This is a genomic window from Photorhabdus sp. RM96S (assembly GCF_042879335.1).
Classification (GTDB): Bacteria; Pseudomonadota; Gammaproteobacteria; order Enterobacterales; family Enterobacteriaceae; genus Photorhabdus; species Photorhabdus kayaii.
This window is the reverse complement of record NZ_JBHFKT010000001.1, coordinates 99036-119951: the sequence shown is the minus strand read 5'-3', so window position 1 is coordinate 119951 and position 20916 is coordinate 99036. Positions and strand designations below refer to the sequence as shown.

Genomic DNA, 20916 nt, shown 5'->3' with positions numbered 1-20916 from the left:
TTATTAGAGGAAACATGCAAATTCTACTCAATCATTTGGCCAGCCGCTTAGGCCAGAAGCCTTTTGTTTCCGATAGACAAGGGCATTACCATTTGCACATTGATAACTACAACCTGTTTTTTCGCCAACAGGGAACTGAACTTGTGTTATCCAGCCCGCTAAGCTGGCGCCATAACCCAAAAGATCCGTCAGGCGCTGAATTACTGAAAACACTATTGCAACAAGTTACGCGCTGGGGACGTCATGCTCCCCATGCACTGACCTTAGATGAATCAGAGAATCTTATTCTGGAAGCACGCCTTGACCTTGATAGTTTGGATATTCAAATACTGGAACAGATGCTAACTCTGCATGTCGATCTACTGGAACAAGTCATGGCTTTATTGTCGGAAACCCAATCCGCCCCTCAATGGAAACAGGCAATATGGCAACCATGAAACCATTCCAAAGGCTATGCCGTTCCCTACTGTTGTCGTTGAGTATCAGCGGTGTGGTGCTCCCTTCTGCTTATAGCCAAGATCTGGATTGGTTTCCTGCGCCTTATAACTATCTGGCAAAAGGAGAAAGCTTGCGGGATGTACTAGTTAATTTCGGTGCCAACTATGAAGCATCAGTGGTTGTCAGCGACAAGGTGACCGATCAAGTTAACGGCCATTTTGAGCAGGACACTCCTCAGGAATTCCTGCAACATTTATCCTCACTCTATAATCTGGTCTGGTACTACGACGGGAGTGTGCTTTATGTATTCAAAAACAGTGAAATACAATCGCGCCTGCTTAAACTTGAACGAACCAATGCAACGGAGTTACAGCAAGCCCTAAAACGTTCCGGTATTTGGGAGCCACGCTTTGGCTGGCGTCCTGATCCAGGCAACCAACTGGTTTACGTATCAGGCCCTCCTCGTTATCTTGAACTGGTTGATCAGACTACATCCGCACTGGAACAGCAGTCATTGCTGCGTAGCGAAAAAACAGGCGCCTTGACAGTGGAAATTTTCCCGCTCAAATACGCCTCAGTGGTTGATCGCAAGATCCAGTATCGTGATACCAGTATTGAGGCGCCGGGCATAGCCACCATTCTCTCCCGCCTGCTCAGTGATACCAATGTGACCGCTGTTACTGGTGAAGCATCTTCTTCTATGGGAGAAAGCTACTCAAGCCGTGCGGTCGTACAAGCAGAACCCTCCCTAAATGCCATCATTGTACGGGATAACCCGGAAAGGATGTCCATGTACGCCCATTTGATCAACGCACTGGATAAACCCTCCGCCCGGATTGAAGTTGCCCTTTCCATCGTAGACATCGATGCAAACAACCTTTCAGAACTGGGAGTTGACTGGCAAGTCGGAATCAACACCGGGCCTCGCCATATCATTGATATCACAACTTCTGCCAGGGAAAAGAGAGAGAGCAAAGAAAAAGGTGAAAACTTCGGTTCAGCCGCATTAGGTAGCCTGGTCGATCGCCGTGGCCTGGATTACCTGCTCGCCAAAATAACCTTGCTAGAGAGTAAAGGAAGCGCTCAAGTGATTTCCCGCCCAACGCTTTTAACGCAGGAGAATACACAAGCAGTCATTGACAACAATGAAACCTACTACGTGAAAGTTAATGGCGAACGGGTTGCCGAGCTTAAAAGCCTTACCTATGGCACTATGCTACGCATGATCCCCAGAGTCATCCAAGTAGGAGATTCTCCTGAAATCAGCTTAGACCTGCATATTGAGGATGGTAACCAGAAACCTAATAGCTCAGGGCAGGATGGCATCCCGACTATCAGCCGAACCGTTGTCGATACCGTTGCCAGAGTTGGACATGGGCAAAGTCTGCTGATTGGTGGCATCTACCGCGACGAAATGAGTCAAATAACACGCAAAGTGCCATTTTTAGGCGATATCCCCTACCTGGGGGTCTTGTTTCGCAATACCAGTGAGCAAGTTCGGCGATCAGTACGGCTATTCATTATTGAGCCACGTCTGATTGATAGTGGGATAGCCCATTATCTGGCTCTTGGTAACGGACAAGATCTACGCCCTGGATTACTGGCAACACAGGATATCTCTAATCAGAGCTTATCGTTGGGTAAAGTTCTAGGGAGTGCACAGTGCCAACCATTATCCTCGGCTCGTCAAATACAAGAAACGCTCCGGCAAGCAGGTAAAAGCTCGTTTTTAGACTCATGCCGAATGGGTAACACTTACGGATGGCGAGTCATTGAACAGCAATGTTCACTGAAAGAAACCTGGTGTGTTCGTGTACAAAATAAGGCGAATAGATGAGTTGGAAAATTCGCTTTTATCGCGGACTGAATAAAAGTATTGAGGTCAATTTAGCTAAGGGGCGTTTAACCATCGGCTCAGACCCCCTACAGGCAGATATCGTTCTGGTGGATGAAGATGTTGCTCCTGTGCACCTGATCTTAGACGTCGAACCAAACTCAATTCGCCTGTTGGAATGGGCCGGGGAAGTCGCACCAAGTCAGAATGGCGAACCGCTGTCACCGGGTGCGACATTGCAAGCGCTGGCCCGTCAGGAGGCTGGCCCGTTATTGTGGGCTTTTTGTGACCAACAACATACATTCCCAAACCAACTGGCTGAACCAGCGGTCACACCACAGCGTCCTGCCCGGCAAAATCATAGCCGGGTAGCTGGTGGAATGTTGATACTTTGTCTGGTACTGGCACTTGGTTTCCTGGCGCTGCTTGGACATGAAGGATGGCAAAGAAGCAACATGTCCAACGGTATGGCCGAGCAAGAACTACGCCGTTTTCTCAGTAGTGATTCAGCCTATCGCCAGGTGAGCGTACAAATGATGCCCAATCACGGGCCGCCGGTGCTCAAAGGTTATGTGGCTCTCAACCACCAACGGCTGGCCCTGCAACAGTATCTCGATACCCACTCTCTCAGTTATCGGCTGGAGTTACGTACTATGGAAGAGTTACGTCAGGGGGTAGATTTCATTTTACAAAAATTAGGCTATGCCCAGATCCAAAGTAGCGATGGTAAACAACCCGGTTGGATCCGCCTTATAGGCGAAGTCACTGATACCAGCCAGCAATGGAACAATATCGAGTCACTACTCAAACGGGATGTTCCGGGTTTGCTTGGCATAGAAGACCAGACACGGTTCACCGGTAACCACCTCAAGCGACTGGATATGTTATTGGCTAAACATGATTTACCTGACACGCTGACCTACAAGGATAAAAATGATCGTATCGAGTTCATAGGTCAACTGGATGAACACCAAACGCATAACTTCTACCGCTTACAACAGGTATTTAAGCAAGAGTTCGGCAACCAGCCGGCACTGGTATTACTGAATAATAAGCAGCTCACCCGCAATGATGAGCTCAATTTCGACGTCCGAGCCGTTTCTCTCGGGCGTGTGCCCTATGTGGTACTCAAAAACAACCTACGTTACCCGGTTGGAGCAACCACAGAAAACGGTTTAATCATCGAGGACATTCGTCAAGATGCGATTGTTATTACCAAGGGTAAGCAACAATTTATCGTCAAACTTAACAGGAGCCCAGCTTCATGATGACATCCCTGGAAGCACGACTGTTTGGTGCTGATCCCACTTATGTCAACGAAATGCAACATCGCCTTTCTCAGGCGCTGAACGATATCAAGCAACACCTGAGACGTGGCGGTTCCGCACAAGAATACCAACAATGGCAACTGGAGGCTGATGCCATCCAAGCCGCAATCACAATACTTAACACAACAGAAGGAGACCATCATGGCCCAAATTTTCACTTCCTCAGCAACAGTTAATACCCTCGACAAGGTTGCTGGTCAGTTGAGTAAACAAGCTAACCAAGCCAACACAGACGTTGATGAAGCAATTACTGCTCTCAACAAGGGCGCTGATAACCCTGCTTTGCTAGCTGATTTACAACACAAGATTAACAAATGGTCGGTCATCTACAACATTAACTCTACTGTCACCCGGTCCATGAAAGACCTGATGCAGGGAATATTACAGAAGATCTAATCATGACACGTTCACTCAAAGGGCTACTGGCAGATATTGCTCTGGTTGGAAGCGGCCATCACTGCCATGACGAAGCCAATATTATTGCCGACTGGCTGATGTCAAGCGAGGAAGGGCAAGAAGCAGCAAACCTGATTCGGCTCTCTTCTCTAACAAACCAAGGCAAATATCAACAGGCGCTGGATTTTGGTCGGGACCTTCCTTGGCCTAGTTTGGAACCTTGGTTAGCGTTGTGTGAGTGGCGTCTGGGGCTGGCATCAGCTCTGGAGCAGAGGCTGACGCGAATGGCTGGCAGTGACAATCCACAATTGCTCTCCTTCGTTGACGGCATGCTGGAACAACTGGCTCATGAATAGGATTGAAGGGCCATCCTATAACACCGTGTCGCAACCAACGGTACAACCTTCGGTCAGCGCCAGGCATCAGCACAGCTTTGAGCAAGCACTGGAAACCATGCCGGATCAGCAAATGCTGAAAGAGCGCCAACAACGCTGGCTACAGGGAGAATCGCTGGAAAACGTTTTAGGCGATTTTGATCCAGCGACACAGCGCAGAGTGACATGGCAGTGGTATCAGGCTTTATCGCCTGATAAACAGCCCTCCCAACGTGCTCAGTTACAGGCCAAGCTGATTGCCCCGGTACAAGAGCGCTTATGGTCGCAGTTTGGTGGCTTGACAGGCAACATCAAACCACCACTGGATATGCCAGAACTTAGAAAGATTGTTCGTGAATTCGCCCCCACGGGTCGACAGCAGGAGACGGTTCTTCTTGAGGTACTCGGCGAAATTAAGCCTATTCCTGGCAATGAGTACCTGAGTGACCTTATCCGACAAGAGTTAAAAACGCTGATCCCCCGTAACGGTATGGTGGATAACCTGATACGAAACTCACACAAACCCGATTTGGAAGAATAATGGAGCAGCCACAACACCATGAAACAGGGATAGACAACCTAAATAAACTGCACATACCTCAAATTTGGAGGAACTATGGATCTACCACAGATAAGCGAGACACTGATCACCAGCCTGGATGAACTTAACACACATCAGGCCAGTGCCGAAAATATTGCGAGTTTTGAACACGCTATGTCCAATCAAGATCAGGGGATTGAAAACAATCTGATCAATGAATTGGGTCAGCTCAGACAGCAACTTACTCAGGCAAAACAAGATTTGGAAACACAGCTAGCAGTCCCTAGTAGTGATCCTAACAGCCTGATGCAAATGCAGTGGTCTCTAATGCGGATCACCCTGCAAGAAGAGCTGATTGCCAAAACGGTAGGACGGCTCAATCAAAACATTGAAACCCTAATGAAAGCCCAGTGAGGAGCTGTGAAGAAACACTATATAATCTGCGTTATGCTCGCTGTCCTGATGCTAACTGGCTGTAAAATCGAACTCTACACCGGAGTTAGCCAAAAAGAAGGCAACGAAATGTTAGCCTTGCTCAGGGAAGCGGGCATTTCCTCTGATAAGCAGCCAGACAAAGATGGCAATATCAAGCTGTTAGTCGAAGAGTCTGATATCGCCCAAGCTGTTGAGGTGCTCAAGCGTAAAGGATATCCACGGGAAAACTTTTCCTCGTTACAAGATGTCTTCCCTAAAGACGGCCTTATCTCTTCACCAATAGAGGAGCGAGCACGGCTTAATTTCGCCAAAGCACAGGAGATTGCTCGAACACTTTCTGAGATCGATGGTGTGCTGGTAGCACGGGTACATGTTGTTTTACCCGAAGAGCAAGACAGACTAGGTAAAAAACTATCGCCAGCCTCTTCCTCAGTGTTTATCAAGCACGCAGCGGACGTGCAACTCGACACTTACATTCCTCAGATCAAGCAACTGGTTAATAACAGCATTGAAGGGTTGAGTTATGATCGGATCAGTGTCGTATTAGTGCCCGCAGCGGGCGTGCGTCAGGTACCGCTGGCACCACGCTACTCCACGCTGTTCTCTATCCAAGTGACTGAAGAGTCACAGGGACGTCTGATTGGGCTGTTGGTACTATTGTTGGCCTTGTTATTTGTCAGTAATCTGGCGCAATTCCTGTGGCACCGAAGCAGGATGCAATAAATGGTAACCGCATTAACGCCTTATCAATTTCGGTTTTGCCCTGCCAGCTATATTCATTCTGACCATCTATTACCGGAATGGCTTGCAGTCTTATCTTCCCTACCTGAGTGGCGAAACTCTCCCAGGCTAAATGGGCTACTGCTGACCCAATTTGATCTAAATGTGGATTATGAATTACCAACTGGATTGGGAAATATCGCCCTGTTAGAGCAATCGTGCTTAGAACAACTTCTTACTTGGCTAGGAGCTTTACTTCATGGGCAAGCTATCCGCCATTGTCTGATGGCGACAGAACTTCGCCACTTACATGGCTCACTAGGAAAAGAGGGACATCGCTTCTGCTTAAAGTATCTCGACATCATTATCGGCAACTGGCCGACTGGCTGGCAGCGCTCATTACCACCAGAAATCAATGCAAACTATTTTCGTACCAGTGCCTTACAGTTCTGGCTAACGGCGATGGAGTCTCCTCCTATTGATTTCGCTAATCGCCTGAGCCTGCGGCTTCCCTCTTATGAAAACCTCGCGGCCTGGCCTGTCAGCCAGGCAGAACGACCGTTGGCACAAGCATTGTGTCTCAAATTGGCTAAGCAAGTGAATACAGAATGTTACCATTTATTAAAATAACGACAGAGCATCTTCAACTGTCTCCTGAGCTCCAGATACTGCGTAAAGCGGACTATCAGACCTGCCTCAGTGCCAAATCTCTGCTTGAGGCTGCCCGGCTCCAGGCACAAGAAATTGAACATGACGCGCAGGCAGTGTATGAGCAACAAAAAGAGTTAGGTTGGCAAGCAGGCATTGATGCTGCCCGCGCAGAACAAGCTAACCTGATTCATCAAACCCAGTTGCAATGCCAACAATATTACCGGCAGGTGGAGCAACAGATGAGCAATGTAGTATTGCAGGCTGTACGTAAAATCCTAAAGAATTATGACCAAGTTTCCCTCACCTTACAGGTAGTTCGTGAGGCCCTGTCATTAGTCAGTAACCAGAAACAGGTTATCCTGCGCGTTAATCCTGAACAGGCCGCAACAGTTCGCGAACAAATATCACGGGTACACAAAGATTTCCCTGAAATCGGCTATTTAGAGATCACTGCTGATGAGCGTCTCGATCAAGGGGGCTGTATTTTAGAAACAGAAGTCGGGATCATTGATGCCAGTTTGGATAGCCAATTAGAAGCACTAATGTCAGCCATCAATAACCAATGGCAAAGTTGACGACACCATCACACTTCAAAGAGATAACCGGTTTTCGACGGAAAGTGAAAATTTCTTCTGCCGTTATTAATATTCTCTATTTCGACAAAACATTATGATTCACTCTACTAATATCCAAGCGTATATCTCAAAAAAACCACTTAAGGAGTGACCATTGTCTCCCATTTCAGGTATTAATCACAAAGAATATTTCCTACCCAACAGCTCGATACCACAGCCGTTAATCAACCACAGGGTGAACTGTCGGGTACTCTTCACCCAGACCAGGGCTATTAGAGCGCCTCTCAGCGGCGATTCAACGCAATCTACCGGGCCACTCTATGCTCGATCGCCAACTGACCACCGATGGCAAAAAGAATCAAGAGAGCCGCTTCTCGTTCAGCATGATAAAGGACCGAATTGTCCACTTTGCGGTAAGCACCACGTTAGGGAGTGTTCGAAATTCTGCAAGTAAGCACGGCGGCGAAATCACCTTCAAGTTTGCCCAGACCAAGGGGACCTTTCTGGATCAAATCATGAAACATAGTGACACCTCCGGCGGGGTTTGTGAATCCATATCAGCCCATTGGATAAGTGCCCATGCCAAAGGTGAAAGTGTCTTCGATCAGCTCTACGTAGGCGGCCAGAAAGGTCAATTCCATATCGACTCTCTGGTTTCCATTAAGCAATTACAGATGGATGGCCTGGACCCCTATGCCGAACAAAGTCAAATAACCGAATCCTAGCTTAGTGAGAACGGCGTCCAACCACGAAGCCAACTTGATACAAACGGCGAAACTGGCAGCAAAGGCACAAAAGATCTATTAAACGCTATCCTGGATACAGGTAATAAGGGATCAGGCTACAAGAAGATCAGTTTTGAAGGGCAGATGGCCGGGCACACCGTAGCCGCCTATGTCGATGACCAGAGAGGTGTTACCTTCTTCGATCCTAACTTCGGCGAGTTCAACTTCCCGGATAAAACCTCATTCTCCAACTGGTTCTCTCAAGATTTCTGGTCCAAATCCATGTACAACAAGGAAATCGGACTGGGAGAAAATTTCTACGTTTCCAACTTCGAGTCTAAAACACGATGACACACGACTATCACCAGCTTATAGAAGCGCTATTCTCTAAACTCGGAGTGCCCGCATCCCCTACCGACGATGGTATCTACACTTTAGAAGTCGATGGACGTTTTCAGGTATTGATTGGCTGTTATCACGACAACTGGCTACAGTTGTTCTGCGAATTAGGGCCCGAAGTCAGTCATGCCAACAATCTTTTTGGGCAACATTGGCCAGCTCATGTCCAAGGTAATTTGGATGGACAAGCCATTTTGTGGTCACAACGCCCCTTGGCCGGAGTAGATGTAGCGGAACTACAAGCTTGGTTAGAGCGCTTTATTGATGATATTGAGCAGCGCCTGACACCTAACACAACCCAACAGCCTAAAAATCTGCCGCCTTCCTTGATGCGGGTTTGATCGCTAAATACAAACCACCACCGGAATATAAGTTCAATGGGAGCTTCAATATTTGCTCCCCTTTAAACTGCCAAGGCGAAATAATCAAACAAAGAGTTAAACAAAATACTGTTACCGCCATGCAAAAAAACCGCAATTAAGCGGTTTTTTACTGATTAACAACTTTAACTACTCAGGATATTACCTTCATCGCTATCGTAAAGTTGCTAATAGATTTAAGCAGTCAAGTTAAATTAAGATAATACGATAACATTTGCTGCGGATGGGCCTTTAGCACCACTCTCAACAGAGAATGAAACTTCCTGACCTTCTTCCAGTGTTTTGAAATTATTACTCTGAATTGCAGAATAATGAACAAAAACATCTTTACTTCCATCTTTTGGGGAAATAAAGCCAAAACCTTTATCGTTGTTAAACCATTTTACTGAACCAGTCATTGCATTAGACATAGAATTTTCCTTTAATTTTATTAAGTTGCCATAAGGCGTTATTAGGTCTGTTTTTCAGTTTTACTTATGGATACTAATTATAAGGAATTCGCAATGAAGTGGTATCGGGGATAACGCTAAATGGTGAACTGCTTTAACTTTCTTTTCATAAATAGGTCTGTACTTCCAAACCAGTGACGCTATTAAATCACATTGATTGGTCATTAGCAACTTTTAATTTCATTTATTTTTTTCTATTGGTGTTCTCCTTTATCCTAAATTTCGACTTTATCCATATTGCATGGCTTTATCATAGCCATAACTAACTGAATTATAAAAATACAATGCTCCGTAAAAATTTCATCGCTAATTAATGGAACGGTGGTAGAAACCGGGGACCAGATGAAATGTTTTGATTTTAGTTATGGAAAAGATACCTGCAACGGTAATCCGATTGGCACTATCACTATCTCTCTCAGAAATCCTAATTTACGATTATCTTAAAAAATAGATTAAAGGTGCGGCCTTAATATACAATGCCGTATCTCTCGGTATTAACCAGATCATCCCTACACCTATAAGGCTAAAGTGAATCAAACCCATTAGAAACCCCTCACACTTACCCATTTTCCCCCATTCGGCAACGCTTTCTATACTCCCAATCACCGCCTTTCCTCCTCACCCTGAGCGACGAGGTTTCTCGGAGGCTAATTGATGAAGCAAGAAGTCAATTAACGACACCGTGCCTCATCCGACATTCATTACTAACGAGATTCTCATTATCGGGTAATCACCTGTTTGTCATTCAAGAAATGGCGAAACAAAACGTGCACACCTGTGCAAGATTTTGCACGCCGCTTATTTATTGTTCGTATAAACCTGAACACACTTTCCTCAACCCGATAAGTAGAATTAATTAAATTTCAGTTAATTATAAAATATTCTTATTTAAATCCTGTGGTTGGCATACCTATTGCTAACTTAAAGATAAGCGCTTATATCCATATATCATATATAGGGAATTAATATGAAAAATAAACTCATTAGTATACAACAAGTTATGGCACATTTTTATGACGGTATGACCATTATGGTTGGCGGTTTCATGGGCATAGGCACACCTCCCCGCTTAATCACCACATTACTGAACTCCGGTATCAAAGATCTGACCATCATTGCTAACGATACTGGCCGTATCGACGCCGGCATAGGCCCCCTTGTGGTTAATAACAGAGTGAAAAAAGTCATTACCTCACATATTGGCACTAATCCGGAAACCGGACGCAAAATGCTTGCTGGAGAAATAGAAGTGGAACTGGTTCCTTTGGGAACGTTGATCGAACGTATTCGCTGCGGCGGAGCCGGTCTGGGCGGATTCCTAACCCCAACCGGGGTAGGTACTGTTGTAGAAGAGGGAAAACAAAAAATCACCCTCAATGGAACAGACTATTTATTAGAACTCCCGCTACGTGCCGATCTCGCGTTAATTCAAGCTCATCTTGCCGATCATCATGGCAACCTCACCTACCAACTCAGTGCCCGAAATTTTAACCCAATAATCGCCCTAGCGGCAGATATTACACTTGCCGAGCCGAATGAACTGGTTGAAGTCGGTGAAATCGCACCAGACTGCGTGATAACACCTGGCGCATTGATCGACTACATCGTTTATCCAGGAGAAAATTAATAATGAATGCTCAACAAGTTATTGCCCACCGTGCTGCTCTCGAACTACAAGACGGCGATGTTGTTAATCTTGGCATCGGTATTCCCACGCAAGTCCCGAACTATCTGCCTGATCACATTCATATTACTCTCCAATCAGAAAACGGCATACTGGGCCTTGGACCTATTACAGAAATAGATCCCAATCTGGTCAATGCTGGCGGAAACCCCTGTGGCATCTTGCCCGGCGCTGCCATATTTGACAGTGCCCTCTCTTTTGCCCTTATTCGAGGCGGTCACGTCAATGCCTGTATTCTGGGGGGGCTGCAAGTTGACCAGCATGCCAACCTAGCCAGTTGGATGATACCGGGGAAAATGGTCCTTGGTATGGGAGGGGCAATGGATCTTGTCACCGGTGCACGTAAAGTCATCATTGCAATGAAACATTGCACCAAAGACGGTTCAGCAAAAATCCTCAAGCAGTGTACTCTGCCACTTACCGCCATCAATAAAGTCAGCATGATTGTCACTGAATTAGGTGTCTTCTGCTTTGAACAGGGTCAGTTAATCCTGAAAGAACATGCGCCAAATGTCACATTAGAGACTCTACGAGAAAAAACTGAAGCAGAATTTAGCATCGCACATGACCTCAAAGTCATGCCTGTACCGATATAGGAGAAATGAGCATAATTAGCAGAATCATTAGCTGGTTTTATCAATACTATCCTACCGTCCCACCAACCTAGACGGTTCAGATGTGAGGCAATGGCTGCTGAAATCTGCTAATTATTATCATTGCTCATATTCCCGCTAACTTATCATCATTATCAATAATCATATCAAGAAATTTGAAGATATTGGAATTACTGTAATTAAAACAAATAGCCACTCAAATATTAATAAAATGAAGTAATAATACTTCAAGAACTGTCTCTTTATTCTAGATAAAGCATAGAATAATTATAATAAATACTCATTGAATTATCATAAATTTGTATAGGTGTTTTTATAAGAAGGATCTTAGCATTCTTATTTAACGAAACAGTTAACATATAATTGTAGTCATATCAGCCAATTTAATCTAGGCGCATTCATGTAAGCACACAATTTTTATAGTTTTTTCAATTATAGAGCTAGAGATAAATTAATTTATTTTTCCATTAATACATCGCACTTAATCTTTAGACTATCTAGCTACAGTGATCATCACCTATTAAAAAGATGATTTTTATCACACCTTAAGATTTAAAAAAATCAAATATAATCATTTTATTTTGGGTGATTCAAATCACACTATTTGTTAATTTTGGTTTTAAAGAAGAATAATATATGTAATATATTCCTACTTTTAGGGTTAACTAACATTATTATTTTTCAAAGAGAATATAAATGGATTACCAAAATATATTTCAATTAACTATGCAAGAAAAACAGGATCTCTTTTTAGCATTAAATAAAATTGATTACGATCCTACCGGTAGTGATTTATATATTCATCAGCATGCATATAAAAAAGATACTTTCGATTTCCTATGCGACTATACTTAAGAGCCTATCTCAATAGGCGTAATTGTTGCAGGCCATTCTTATCAATGAACAGTGAACACGGACAGCGCGGAAAAACCGGAGCGTACACGTAGTACGTGAGGATTTTGAGCACTGCCCAGGTTCGCTCTTTATGGCAAAGAAGGGCAAATAAAATAGCCCTATTGAGATAGGCAGTAAGTTGGTTTTAATGCCACTTATCACCATATTGATAATAAAATATTTAGATGTATCGGGCGTTCCCGCAAACATTGTTATTCTATATTCCTCAGTACCTTGTGCCAGCAATGCTTATACCCTATGGATTTCAAGATGCATCGCGACGGCAAGGGAGTGAATCCCCGGGAGCATAGATAACGATGTGACCGGGGTGAGCGAGTGCAGCCAACAAAGAGGAAACTTGAAAGATAACGGGTATATATACTCAAGATACTTCAAAGTGCATGTTTGAAAAACGATTATGTTGTTGAATTTAAATGTTTTTATATCTGACGACTCAAGCATCTTGAAGTTCATTCGGTATATATTAGCTAAACAAATGGGTGGTAATCATGAGGCAATGGCATCTATTATTACATGGACAACGTTATTATCCATTATTACTGTAACTCTAATTCTTGGTAATATGAAGTTATAGAAATAGGCATAAAACAGAGTATCATGATATAGAAAACATATTATTCCGAATAAATGCAATATGTTTTCTATTACTAAATGACCACGTGAAATAGTAAATAAATTAATAGAACTCAATCCGTTTTGAGCAATTTTCCCAATCGCTAAAAATAAAAAAATATACCATACGCCTGACAGCTACCGCAGGAAAAAATATAAGTATAAATTTCACACATTAAATACAAGTAGCTTTGATATATTTCCAGCTATAAAATGTTTAATTTTTTATTTCCGCCAATTATACAAAAATAGTTAACCTCATAAGATATAAAAATATTCCATTATTCTCGTTCCTTACTAGACTATGATCGGCATGAGTTGGTAGGAATCGTTTTTACAATAATTCAATATGTTAATTATAAAATAGTATTATTTAATTTGAGGAAAGTATATGAGTCCCAAGAATGATTTTAAAGCTTTTTCTATTAGTAATAATGCTAACGTAGTCAGCCAAGAAGGGTATGAAACAAGCTCGGCTTTAAAGACTGGATTTCCACCAGAGAATATTACCACTCATTTACTCAATAAGGTATTACGTCAATCTTCAGCAATATCGTCTACAATAGCTAATTTTATCGCGACACAATATGGCGATGATGTTCTGGATGATGGGGATATAGTCAAACTCACTACTCAGTTAAATAAAGCCTTAGAAAAAAAGATCGCGACAGAAATTCCAAGTGCTTCACTAACTCAGAAAGGAATTGTTCAACTCACAGATAAAACAGGCAACAGTAATTCACTTGCGATCACTCAAAAACTTGTTTCTGATGTAAATGATAATGCTAACAACAGATTAGCAAAAAACCAAAATGGCGCAGACATTCCTGATAAAAATGCGTTTGTGAAAAATCTCGGCTTAGCAGAAACCGCCAATTTAGCTAAAAATGCGGTACCGAATAGTAGAAAAATTAATGGGAAAGCGTTAACCGGGGATATCAGTCTGAATGCCGGGGATGTTGGGGCATTTAAGCTCGGATTAACAGAAAGATACACTGTTAATAATCCAATCCCCTGGAACGCAAACACAGGATTATATGATTTGCTGAATCCTGGAATAGATTCTTCGCATATTGCTCATTTCAATAATGGCATTGGAAGCTGCCCAGCTTTTCAGTTGAAAGTGCTGTACAAAAACCGGGGAATTGCTTATCGCTCTGCCCGTGATAATTATGGTTTTGAGGAAGATTGGACTGATATTTATACAACAAAAAATAAACCGACGCCGGCAGATATCGGAGCATATGCAAAATCCGAGGGATCTGAATTTATCCAAGCAAAACATATTAATCCAGCGAATATAAGTGATTTTACCGCATGGATAAGATCATTACCGCTGGGCGGTCATGCACTTAGATTTGGAGAGAATCATGGTGGTATTGGATATCCGTGGTCATGCGGCTATGTAACAAGAATGTATGACACATGGGCGGGATTTGTCGCGCATTATGACCATGCAGGTATTAGCTTTATCCATGGAAATGATGGGGGCGGAAATACAAAAGTTAGCCGACTTTTGACAGATAAAAACGCTCGCTCCGACACTAACGGCATTCTCAGAGTATCCAGCCCAGTTGTCGATATTCATCCAGACGGAACTTACGAGTTAACCAGCGAAGCTGAGGGAGTGACGGTTAAGCGTATAGATACAGGGATATATCGAATCAGCGGTTGCAACGGTTTTGCCAAAGATGGCGCATGGGGAATTCACGGCGGGACTATTATTCCGGCAGACAGCAACGGGTTAAATCTTATTTGGGTGCGTGAATCGGTAGATACATCCAGCGGCGATATAACCATCGAATGTTACCATCGTCAAAATAAAGACGCGCCGGAATTTGCTCAAAATAAGCGTGTCAAAAGCGTAACGGCCACAGGAGAAATCGTTTATTACCATGATGCTGAGCCATGCGATATTCCAGACGGAAGAGTAATTAATATTCGTGTGCAACTACTTGAGAAGTCATAATAATGTAATCAGGATCAGGCTCCCTAAAAGGGAGTCCAAAATTGCTGACGAACCCCATTTAAAAAGTGGGGTTCTGTTGATGTCAATCATATTGTTGTAGTGTGGGGTCTTTTATACCCGTCATCTTTCAAGTTGCCTCTTTGTTGGCTGCACTCACTCACCCCGGTCACATAGTTATCTATGCTCCCGGGGATTCGCTCCCTTGCCGCCACGATGCATCTTGAAATCCATAGAGTATAGTATATCGAGGTATCGATTTTCCAGCGCCTCTATTAGAAGAAGACCGGACCCCGATGGTTAGACTTTTGTCATTAATCCGATGGGGCTATTAAGGCCCTACATGATGTTTACTGACTTCATTTTCTAACGCTTGATTCACGAAAGCATTAATCGTCACATCTTCTTCAAGTGCTAGTTCTGCAATTTTTCTATGCAATTCTGGATTAACTCTAACATTAAAAACCCCTTTATATGGCACATCAGGATTTTTATTTAATTCCTTGCAGTCTTGCAAATACAAATCAACTGAGATTTTAAATTCATTTTCCAATTCTGCAATTGTTTTTGCTTCATAAGTCACTAAATCGCGGATATATTCCAATTTACCAAAAAGAGTATTATTTTCCAGGTCAAATTCAATTGTACCTAAATAACCTTTATATTTTAAATATTTCATATCAACCCCACTTCTTTTAAAGTCTGTTTCACGGCTTTTAGTGTACCACCTTTAATGTAATTTTCAGGATGAGGGCGGTACATTAAAATTGTGTGATTCAATGATTCATTGAAGAATCGTACCCTTGAACCTTGCTTTTCTTGTTTCTCATAGTTTAATAAGCTTAACAACACAACAAGTTAAGACCATTCAAAAGTTTTTTGGCTATTAAGAAACTTTTCTATCAGTTTCTCCGCTTTGCTCATGTATTCGTCCTTTCTTTTAATGATGTAACTAACAATGGTTACATCATTAAATAAGTCAAGTTTCTTGTGCAACAAAAAAGGACGTTAGTGCCCTTCAGATTGCTGACGAATCCCACTTAAAAAGTGGGATTCTGTTGATCAAAGGCTTGCGATGGCTAGACCTTTGTCATCAATCTGAAGTTCCCCAAAAGGGAGCTTTAATTATCAAGGCAGTTGTACTCTATCAGGTTTACTTACGACGCCAGCTTGTCCCTTGCGGACCATCTTCCAGTTCAATACCCATCTCATTTAACTGATTACGAGCAGAATCTGCCAGCGGCCAATCTTTATTTTTACGGGCATCATTGCGCTGCTTAATCAGTGCTTCAATTTTAGCAATTTCTTCATCGTCAGCCTGAACACCACGGTGCAGGAATTGTTCCGGCTGTTGTTGCAACAAACCTAAGATACCCGCCAACTTGCGTAATTCAGCCGCTAAACCATTCGCTGCGTCCATATCTTCTGATTTCAGGCGGTTGATTTCACGTGCCATATCAAACAGTACCGAATAAGCCTCTGGCGTATTGAAATCATCATTCATTGCGTCAATGAAACGCGCCTCAAATACTTCACCACCAGCCGGCTGTACAGAAGCATCTGTACCTCGCAGAGCTGTATAAAATCGTTCAAGTGCGGTACGGGCCTGCTTTAGGTTATCTTCTGTATAGTTAAGTTGACTGCGGTAATGGCCTGACAACAAGAAATAACGCACTGTCTCTGCATCGTAATATGCCAATACGTCACGGATAGTAAAGAAGTTGTTCAGCGATTTGGACATCTTCTCTTTATCCACCATCACCATCCCTGAATGCATCCAGTAATTCACATACGGGCCATCATGGGCACAAGTAGATTGCGCAATTTCATTTTCATGATGCGGAAACATCAGATCAGCACCACCACCATGAATATCAAAATGATTACCTAACTGTTTACTGTTCATGGCAGAACATTCAATATGCCAACCCGGACGACCCGCTCCCCACGGCGATTCCCAACTTGGTTCCCCAGGCTTGGACATTTTCCACAATACGAAATCCATCGGGTTACGCTTAACATCAGCCACTTCCACTCGCGCCCCTGCTTGTAACTGGCTGAGATCTTGGCGGGAAAGCAATCCGTAATCCTGATCACTCTCGACGGAAAACATGACATCGCCATTATCTGCGACATAAGCATGATCACGTTTGATCAACGATTCAGTCAGCGCAATAATCTCCGGGATATGCCGGGTCGCACGAGGTTCCAGATCAGGGCGTAAGATATTCAGCGCATCAAAATCTTTATACATTTCTGCCAACATACGGCCGGTCAAATCATCACAACTTTCACTGTTTTCTGCCGCCCGTTTGATGATTTTGTCATCAACATCGGTCACATTACGGACATAAGTTAAATCGTATCCCAGATAGCGCAGATAACGAGCAACCACATCAAAAGAGACAAAGGTTCTGCCATGACCAATATGGCACAGGTCATAAATCGTGATACCACACACGTACATCCCTACTTTCCCTGGATGAATTGGTTTAAATTCTTCTTTCTGACGGCTGAGGGTATTGAAAATTTTTAGCATCGAGATTTTCCGTAAATTCACTGTACGTGTGTTAAAAATAACGAATTGATAATCCTGGATTTATGTCCTTATCTCATCAATAAATGCTCGATATGGCATAATCCAATAGGATATTGAAACCTGATATTAAGCGCTTTGCAAGGTTAGCGATCAATATAGTCTACTGAAACTAATAGGTACTGACTCATTATGGTAGATGTGATATAAAAGCCGCCTGGTCCAAATGCCCTAACCGGGTTAATCAAAACTATTATTAGGATTTCAATTATGGTGACTTTCCATACCAATTTTGGCGATATTGTAATTAATACTTTCGCTGATAAAGCTCCTGTAACTGTTGAGAATTTCTTGAACTACTGCCGCAATAGCTTCTACGATAATACTATTTTCCACCGTGTTATTAACGGTTTCATGATTCAGGGTGGTGGATTTGAACCTGGCATGAAACAAAAGCCGACTGATGCAGCTATCAAAAACGAAGCCAATAACGGTCTGAAAAATAACCGTGGTACTTTGGCAATGGCCCGTACTAACGATCCACACTCAGCAACTGCGCAGTTCTTCATTAACGTTGTTGATAATGATTTCCTGAACTTCCGCTCTGAGCGCCCTGATGGCTGGGGTTACTGCGTCTTTGCCGAAGTGGTCGAAGGTATGGATGTTGTTGATAAAATCAAAAGCGTTTCTACCGGTCGCAGCGGTATGCACCAAGATGTACCACTCGAAGATGTTATCATCGAAAAAGTGACTGTCAGCGAATAACTCACTGAATATGTGCACACTTTTTATTGCGGATTTACATCTCAACGAACATGAACCGGCAATCACTGCCGGTTTTCTACGTTTCTTGCGTGAGGATGCCATTCAGGCAGATAGCCTCTATATTCTCGGCGATCTGTTCGATTACTGGATTGGCGATGATAACAACAACCCTCTCCACCATGAAATCGCTAGCGCACTAAAAACTGTGCAACAACAAGGTGTTACCTGTTACTTTATTCATGGCAACCGTGACTTTCTGATCGGTTCACGCTTTGCTAAAGAGAGTGGCATTATCTTGCTCCCACAGGAAAAAGTACTGGAACTGTACGGTAAGCGAGTGCTTATTCTACACGGCGATACCTTGTGTACTGATGACGAAGGTTATCAACGATATCGTAAGCGGGTTCATACCCCGTGGGTCCAACGTCTGTTTCTACTGCTACCTCTGTCTATCCGTCAAAAAATTGCCGTAAAAATGCGAGCAAACAGCCAATCGGTCAACAGCAGAAAATCCGAAGCCATTATGGATGTAAACCAGCAAGCTGTTATTGACACTTTTGAGCGGTACCAAGCTGACTGGATGATTCACGGACACACCCACCGCCCTTTTGTACATGAAGTTTCTCTGCATGATAAAACCCTCTACCGTGGTGTACTTGGCGCATGGCATCATCAGGGATCGATGTTCAAAATAACGGATAAATCAATCGATCTTATCTCTTTCCCATTCTGATTAACCGGGAACACCCGATATACAGGTGTCACAACAAAAGTATAAAGTAACGCAATCGTTTTCCTTAGCTTGTGAGCATGATATGATCCGCGGCCTTAAAACGTTATTTTCATTCTGGTGGACGTTAAAACACAGGAGCATTTGATTTATGACTGCCCAGCCTGATTTAGCAAGAACAACTCAACACAATGCCAAAATCGCCATTGTCATGGGTTCTAAAAGCGATTGGACGACTATGCAGCACGCGGCTGATATTCTCACTTCTCTTAATGTACCTTTTCATGTTGAAATTGTTTCTGCTCATCGTACACCCGATAAACTATTCAGTTTTGCCGAGCAAGCTGAGCAAAATGGTTTTGATATCATTATCGCTGGTGCCGGTGGCGCTGCTCATTTACCCGGCATGCTGGCAGCCAAAACGCTGGTACCGGTTCTCGGCGTACCCGTACAAAGCGCTACACTGAATGGGGTAGATAGCCTCTACTCTATCGTACAGATGCCAAAAGGGATTCCTGTTGGCACGCTTGCGATTGGAAAAGCTGGCGCGGCAAACGCAGCCCTACTGGCCGCACAGATTCTGGCGCGTCATGATAAAGATTTACTGAAACGCCTTAGCCATTGGCGTGAAACACAAACTCAGGATGTACTCAATAATCCCGATCCGCGGGAGGAAGCATGAAGCCAGTTTGTGTATTAGGCAACGGTCAGCTCGGCCGCATGTTACGTCAAGCTGGTGAGCCTTTAGGTATCACGGTTTATCCTGTTGGCCTCGATGCAGAACCCGAAGCGGTTCCTTATCAGAATAGCGTTATTACCGCTGAAATTGAGCGCTGGCCGGAAACAGCGCTTACTCAGGAACTTGCCCGCCATAAGGCTTTCGCTAATCGAGATATCTTTCCCCGTCTGGCTGACCGTCTGCCGCAAAAACAGTTAATGGATAGCCTTGGTCTGGCAACGGCTCCGTGGCAATTACTCTCTGAGACCAACCAATGGCCGCAATTATTCTCTGAACTCGGTAATTTCGTTATCGTTAAGCGCCGCATGGGTGGTTATGATGGCCGAGGGCAATGGCGTATTCGTTCCGGCGATGAAACAGAATTACCCGCCGATATTTATGGTGAGTGTATTGCTGAACAAGCCATTCCTTTCTCTGGCGAAGTTTCACTGGTCGGTGCCCGCAATAAAAATGGCGATTGTGTGTTCTATCCCTTAACGCACAATTTGCATCAAGATGGCATTCTCCGTGCCAGTATTGTCTCTCCTCAGGAAAATGACCATTTACAGCATTATCATTTACAACAACAGGCTGAGAGTATGTTGTCAGCTATTATGCACGAGCTGAAATATATCGGCGTGATGGCGATGGAATGTTTTATTGTCGGTGATAATTTATTGATCAACGAACTCGCACCACGCGTTCACAACAGCGGTCATTGGACTCAGAACGGCGCATCTATCAGCCAGTTTGAATTACATCTCCGTGCTATTCTGGATTTGCCCATGCCTCGACCAGCAGTGACTGCGCCGTCAGTTATGATCAATTTGATTGGCACAGATATCAACACCCAATGGCTCAACTTGCCATTGGTACATTTACATTGGTATGAGAAAGAAGTCCGTCCTGCACGTAAAGTCGGTCATCTTAATCTTTCTCACTTTGATAAAAATGAATTAAAAGATACATTGCAGAAACTTGTTCCCATGCTGCCCCCTGAATATCAGAGTGGCCTTGAATGGGCACAGGAAAAATTAATTAACTAACGTCTAACACTAGAATTATTTGTTTATTGAACTTGTTGTCTTGATTCGTGTCCACAATAGTCTTACAGAAAGGATACATAGTAAG

The 20916-nt window shown here is 43.6% G+C and carries 26 protein-coding genes and 1 pseudogene; 22 read left to right on the top strand and 5 right to left on the bottom strand.

Annotated features, from left to right (window positions below; all coding sequences use genetic code 11):
* Positions 1-14: 14 nt before the first annotated feature.
* From ACGF49_RS00620 to ACGF49_RS00560, 13 genes and pseudogenes are all read left to right on the top strand, one after another.
* A complete protein-coding gene (locus ACGF49_RS00620; RefSeq protein WP_113040879.1) occupies positions 15-437 on the top strand; it encodes a YscB family type III secretion system chaperone in 423 nt (140 codons plus the stop codon).
* Entirely contained in the window at positions 425-2275 is a 1851-nt protein-coding gene (gene sctC, locus ACGF49_RS00615) for a type III secretion system outer membrane ring subunit SctC (RefSeq protein ID WP_271865586.1), read from the top strand. The genes ACGF49_RS00620 and sctC overlap by 13 nt, the downstream gene beginning before the upstream one ends.
* Positions 2272-3540 (top strand): type III secretion system inner membrane ring subunit SctD, encoded by a 1269-nt coding sequence (gene sctD / locus ACGF49_RS00610; protein ID WP_324251590.1) that lies wholly within the window; start codon positions 2272-2274, stop codon positions 3538-3540. The genes sctC and sctD overlap by 4 nt, the downstream gene beginning before the upstream one ends.
* Positions 3537-3776, top strand: a complete 240-nt coding sequence (locus tag ACGF49_RS00605) for an EscE/YscE/SsaE family type III secretion system needle protein co-chaperone (RefSeq protein WP_113040877.1) — start codon at positions 3537-3539, stop codon at positions 3774-3776. The genes sctD and ACGF49_RS00605 overlap by 4 nt, the downstream gene beginning before the upstream one ends.
* Positions 3742-3996: a type III secretion system needle filament subunit SctF gene (sctF, locus tag ACGF49_RS00600; RefSeq protein ID WP_113040876.1), complete on the top strand. Its 255-nt coding sequence runs from the start codon at positions 3742-3744 to the stop codon at positions 3994-3996. Before ACGF49_RS00605 ends, sctF begins: the two co-directional genes overlap by 35 nt.
* A 2-nt stretch (positions 3997-3998) precedes the next feature.
* On the top strand, positions 3999-4352 hold the full coding sequence (locus ACGF49_RS00595; protein ID WP_113040875.1) for a YscG family type III secretion system chaperone: 354 nt from the start codon (positions 3999-4001) through the stop codon (positions 4350-4352).
* A complete protein-coding gene (locus tag ACGF49_RS00590; RefSeq protein WP_113040874.1) occupies positions 4345-4911 on the top strand; it encodes a YopR family T3SS polymerization control protein in 567 nt (188 codons plus the stop codon). The genes ACGF49_RS00595 and ACGF49_RS00590 overlap by 8 nt, the downstream gene beginning before the upstream one ends.
* Positions 4912-4986: 75 nt before the next feature.
* The gene (gene sctI, locus ACGF49_RS00585) at positions 4987-5325 is read left to right on the top strand and encodes a type III secretion system inner rod subunit SctI (protein WP_113040873.1); all 339 of its coding nucleotides are present in this window, start codon (positions 4987-4989) and stop codon (positions 5323-5325) included.
* A gap of 6 nt (positions 5326-5331) precedes the next feature.
* Positions 5332-6069 (top strand): type III secretion system inner membrane ring lipoprotein SctJ, encoded by a 738-nt coding sequence (sctJ, locus tag ACGF49_RS00580; protein ID WP_271859315.1) that lies wholly within the window; start codon positions 5332-5334, stop codon positions 6067-6069.
* On the top strand, positions 6070-6696 hold the full coding sequence (locus ACGF49_RS00575; RefSeq protein WP_349010831.1) for a Yop proteins translocation protein K: 627 nt from the start codon (positions 6070-6072) through the stop codon (positions 6694-6696).
* Positions 6675-7292: an HrpE/YscL family type III secretion apparatus protein gene (locus ACGF49_RS00570; RefSeq protein ID WP_387488870.1), complete on the top strand. Its 618-nt coding sequence runs from the start codon at positions 6675-6677 to the stop codon at positions 7290-7292. The genes ACGF49_RS00575 and ACGF49_RS00570 overlap by 22 nt, the downstream gene beginning before the upstream one ends.
* A 320-nt stretch (positions 7293-7612) precedes the next feature.
* Positions 7613-8368 (top strand): annotated as a pseudogene (locus ACGF49_RS00565) (YopT-type cysteine protease domain-containing protein).
* Complete coding sequence (locus ACGF49_RS00560; RefSeq protein WP_228901030.1) at positions 8365-8757, top strand: CesT family type III secretion system chaperone; 393 nt, start codon at positions 8365-8367, stop codon at positions 8755-8757. The pseudogene ACGF49_RS00565 and the gene ACGF49_RS00560 overlap by 4 nt, the downstream one beginning before the upstream one ends.
* Positions 8758-8990: 233 nt before the next feature.
* On the opposite strand, the gene ACGF49_RS00555 is transcribed toward ACGF49_RS00560, so the two are convergent.
* Positions 8991-9206 (bottom strand): cold shock domain-containing protein, encoded by a 216-nt coding sequence (locus tag ACGF49_RS00555; RefSeq protein WP_112879015.1) that lies wholly within the window; start codon positions 9204-9206, stop codon positions 8991-8993.
* A 1006-nt stretch (positions 9207-10212) separates the two neighbouring features.
* Here ACGF49_RS00555 and atoD point away from each other — a divergent pair.
* From atoD to ACGF49_RS00530, 5 genes are all read left to right on the top strand, one after another.
* Positions 10213-10872, top strand: a complete 660-nt coding sequence (gene atoD, locus ACGF49_RS00550; protein WP_387488868.1) for an acetate CoA-transferase subunit alpha — start codon at positions 10213-10215, stop codon at positions 10870-10872.
* A gap of 2 nt (positions 10873-10874) precedes the next feature.
* Positions 10875-11525: a CoA transferase subunit B gene (locus tag ACGF49_RS00545; protein ID WP_112894513.1), complete on the top strand. Its 651-nt coding sequence runs from the start codon at positions 10875-10877 to the stop codon at positions 11523-11525.
* Positions 11526-12239: 714 nt separating this feature from the next.
* Positions 12240-12398: a hypothetical protein gene (locus ACGF49_RS00540; protein WP_228901024.1), complete on the top strand. Its 159-nt coding sequence runs from the start codon at positions 12240-12242 to the stop codon at positions 12396-12398.
* Between the two features lie 187 nt (positions 12399-12585).
* Complete coding sequence (locus ACGF49_RS00535; RefSeq protein ID WP_349010375.1) at positions 12586-12732, top strand: hypothetical protein; 147 nt, start codon at positions 12586-12588, stop codon at positions 12730-12732.
* Positions 12733-13461: 729 nt separating this feature from the next.
* The gene (locus ACGF49_RS00530) at positions 13462-15039 is read left to right on the top strand and encodes a phage tail protein (RefSeq protein WP_387488864.1); all 1578 of its coding nucleotides are present in this window, start codon (positions 13462-13464) and stop codon (positions 15037-15039) included.
* Positions 15040-15125: 86 nt separating this feature from the next.
* On the opposite strand, the gene ACGF49_RS00525 is transcribed toward ACGF49_RS00530, so the two are convergent.
* The 4 genes from ACGF49_RS00525 to cysS form a co-directional block, all read right to left on the bottom strand.
* Entirely contained in the window at positions 15126-15251 is a 126-nt protein-coding gene (locus ACGF49_RS00525; protein WP_387488862.1) for a hypothetical protein, read from the bottom strand.
* Between the two features lie 116 nt (positions 15252-15367).
* A complete protein-coding gene (locus ACGF49_RS00520; RefSeq protein WP_113040864.1) occupies positions 15368-15715 on the bottom strand; it encodes a type II toxin-antitoxin system HicB family antitoxin in 348 nt (115 codons plus the stop codon).
* A complete protein-coding gene (locus tag ACGF49_RS00515; RefSeq protein WP_334223573.1) occupies positions 15712-15888 on the bottom strand; it encodes a type II toxin-antitoxin system HicA family toxin in 177 nt (58 codons plus the stop codon). The genes ACGF49_RS00520 and ACGF49_RS00515 overlap by 4 nt, the downstream gene beginning before the upstream one ends.
* 301 nt (positions 15889-16189) lie before the next feature.
* Complete coding sequence (gene cysS / locus ACGF49_RS00510) at positions 16190-17575, bottom strand: cysteine--tRNA ligase (protein ID WP_113040863.1); 1386 nt, start codon at positions 17573-17575, stop codon at positions 16190-16192.
* A gap of 267 nt (positions 17576-17842) precedes the next feature.
* Between cysS and ppiB the strand changes: the two genes are divergently transcribed.
* The 4 genes from ppiB to purK all read left to right on the top strand — a co-directional run bounded on the left by ppiB (position 17843) and on the right by purK (position 20831).
* A complete protein-coding gene (ppiB, locus tag ACGF49_RS00505) occupies positions 17843-18337 on the top strand; it encodes a peptidylprolyl isomerase B (protein ID WP_113040862.1) in 495 nt (164 codons plus the stop codon).
* A gap of 10 nt (positions 18338-18347) precedes the next feature.
* Complete coding sequence (gene lpxH / locus ACGF49_RS00500; protein ID WP_387488857.1) at positions 18348-19070, top strand: UDP-2,3-diacylglucosamine diphosphatase; 723 nt, start codon at positions 18348-18350, stop codon at positions 19068-19070.
* Positions 19071-19218: 148 nt separating this feature from the next.
* Complete coding sequence (gene purE, locus ACGF49_RS00495) at positions 19219-19749, top strand: 5-(carboxyamino)imidazole ribonucleotide mutase (protein ID WP_113040860.1); 531 nt, start codon at positions 19219-19221, stop codon at positions 19747-19749.
* Positions 19746-20831, top strand: coding sequence for a 5-(carboxyamino)imidazole ribonucleotide synthase (purK, locus tag ACGF49_RS00490; RefSeq protein ID WP_387488855.1), 1086 nt, complete (start codon positions 19746-19748; stop codon positions 20829-20831). The genes purE and purK overlap by 4 nt, the downstream gene beginning before the upstream one ends.
* The last annotated feature ends 85 nt before the right edge of the window (positions 20832-20916 follow it).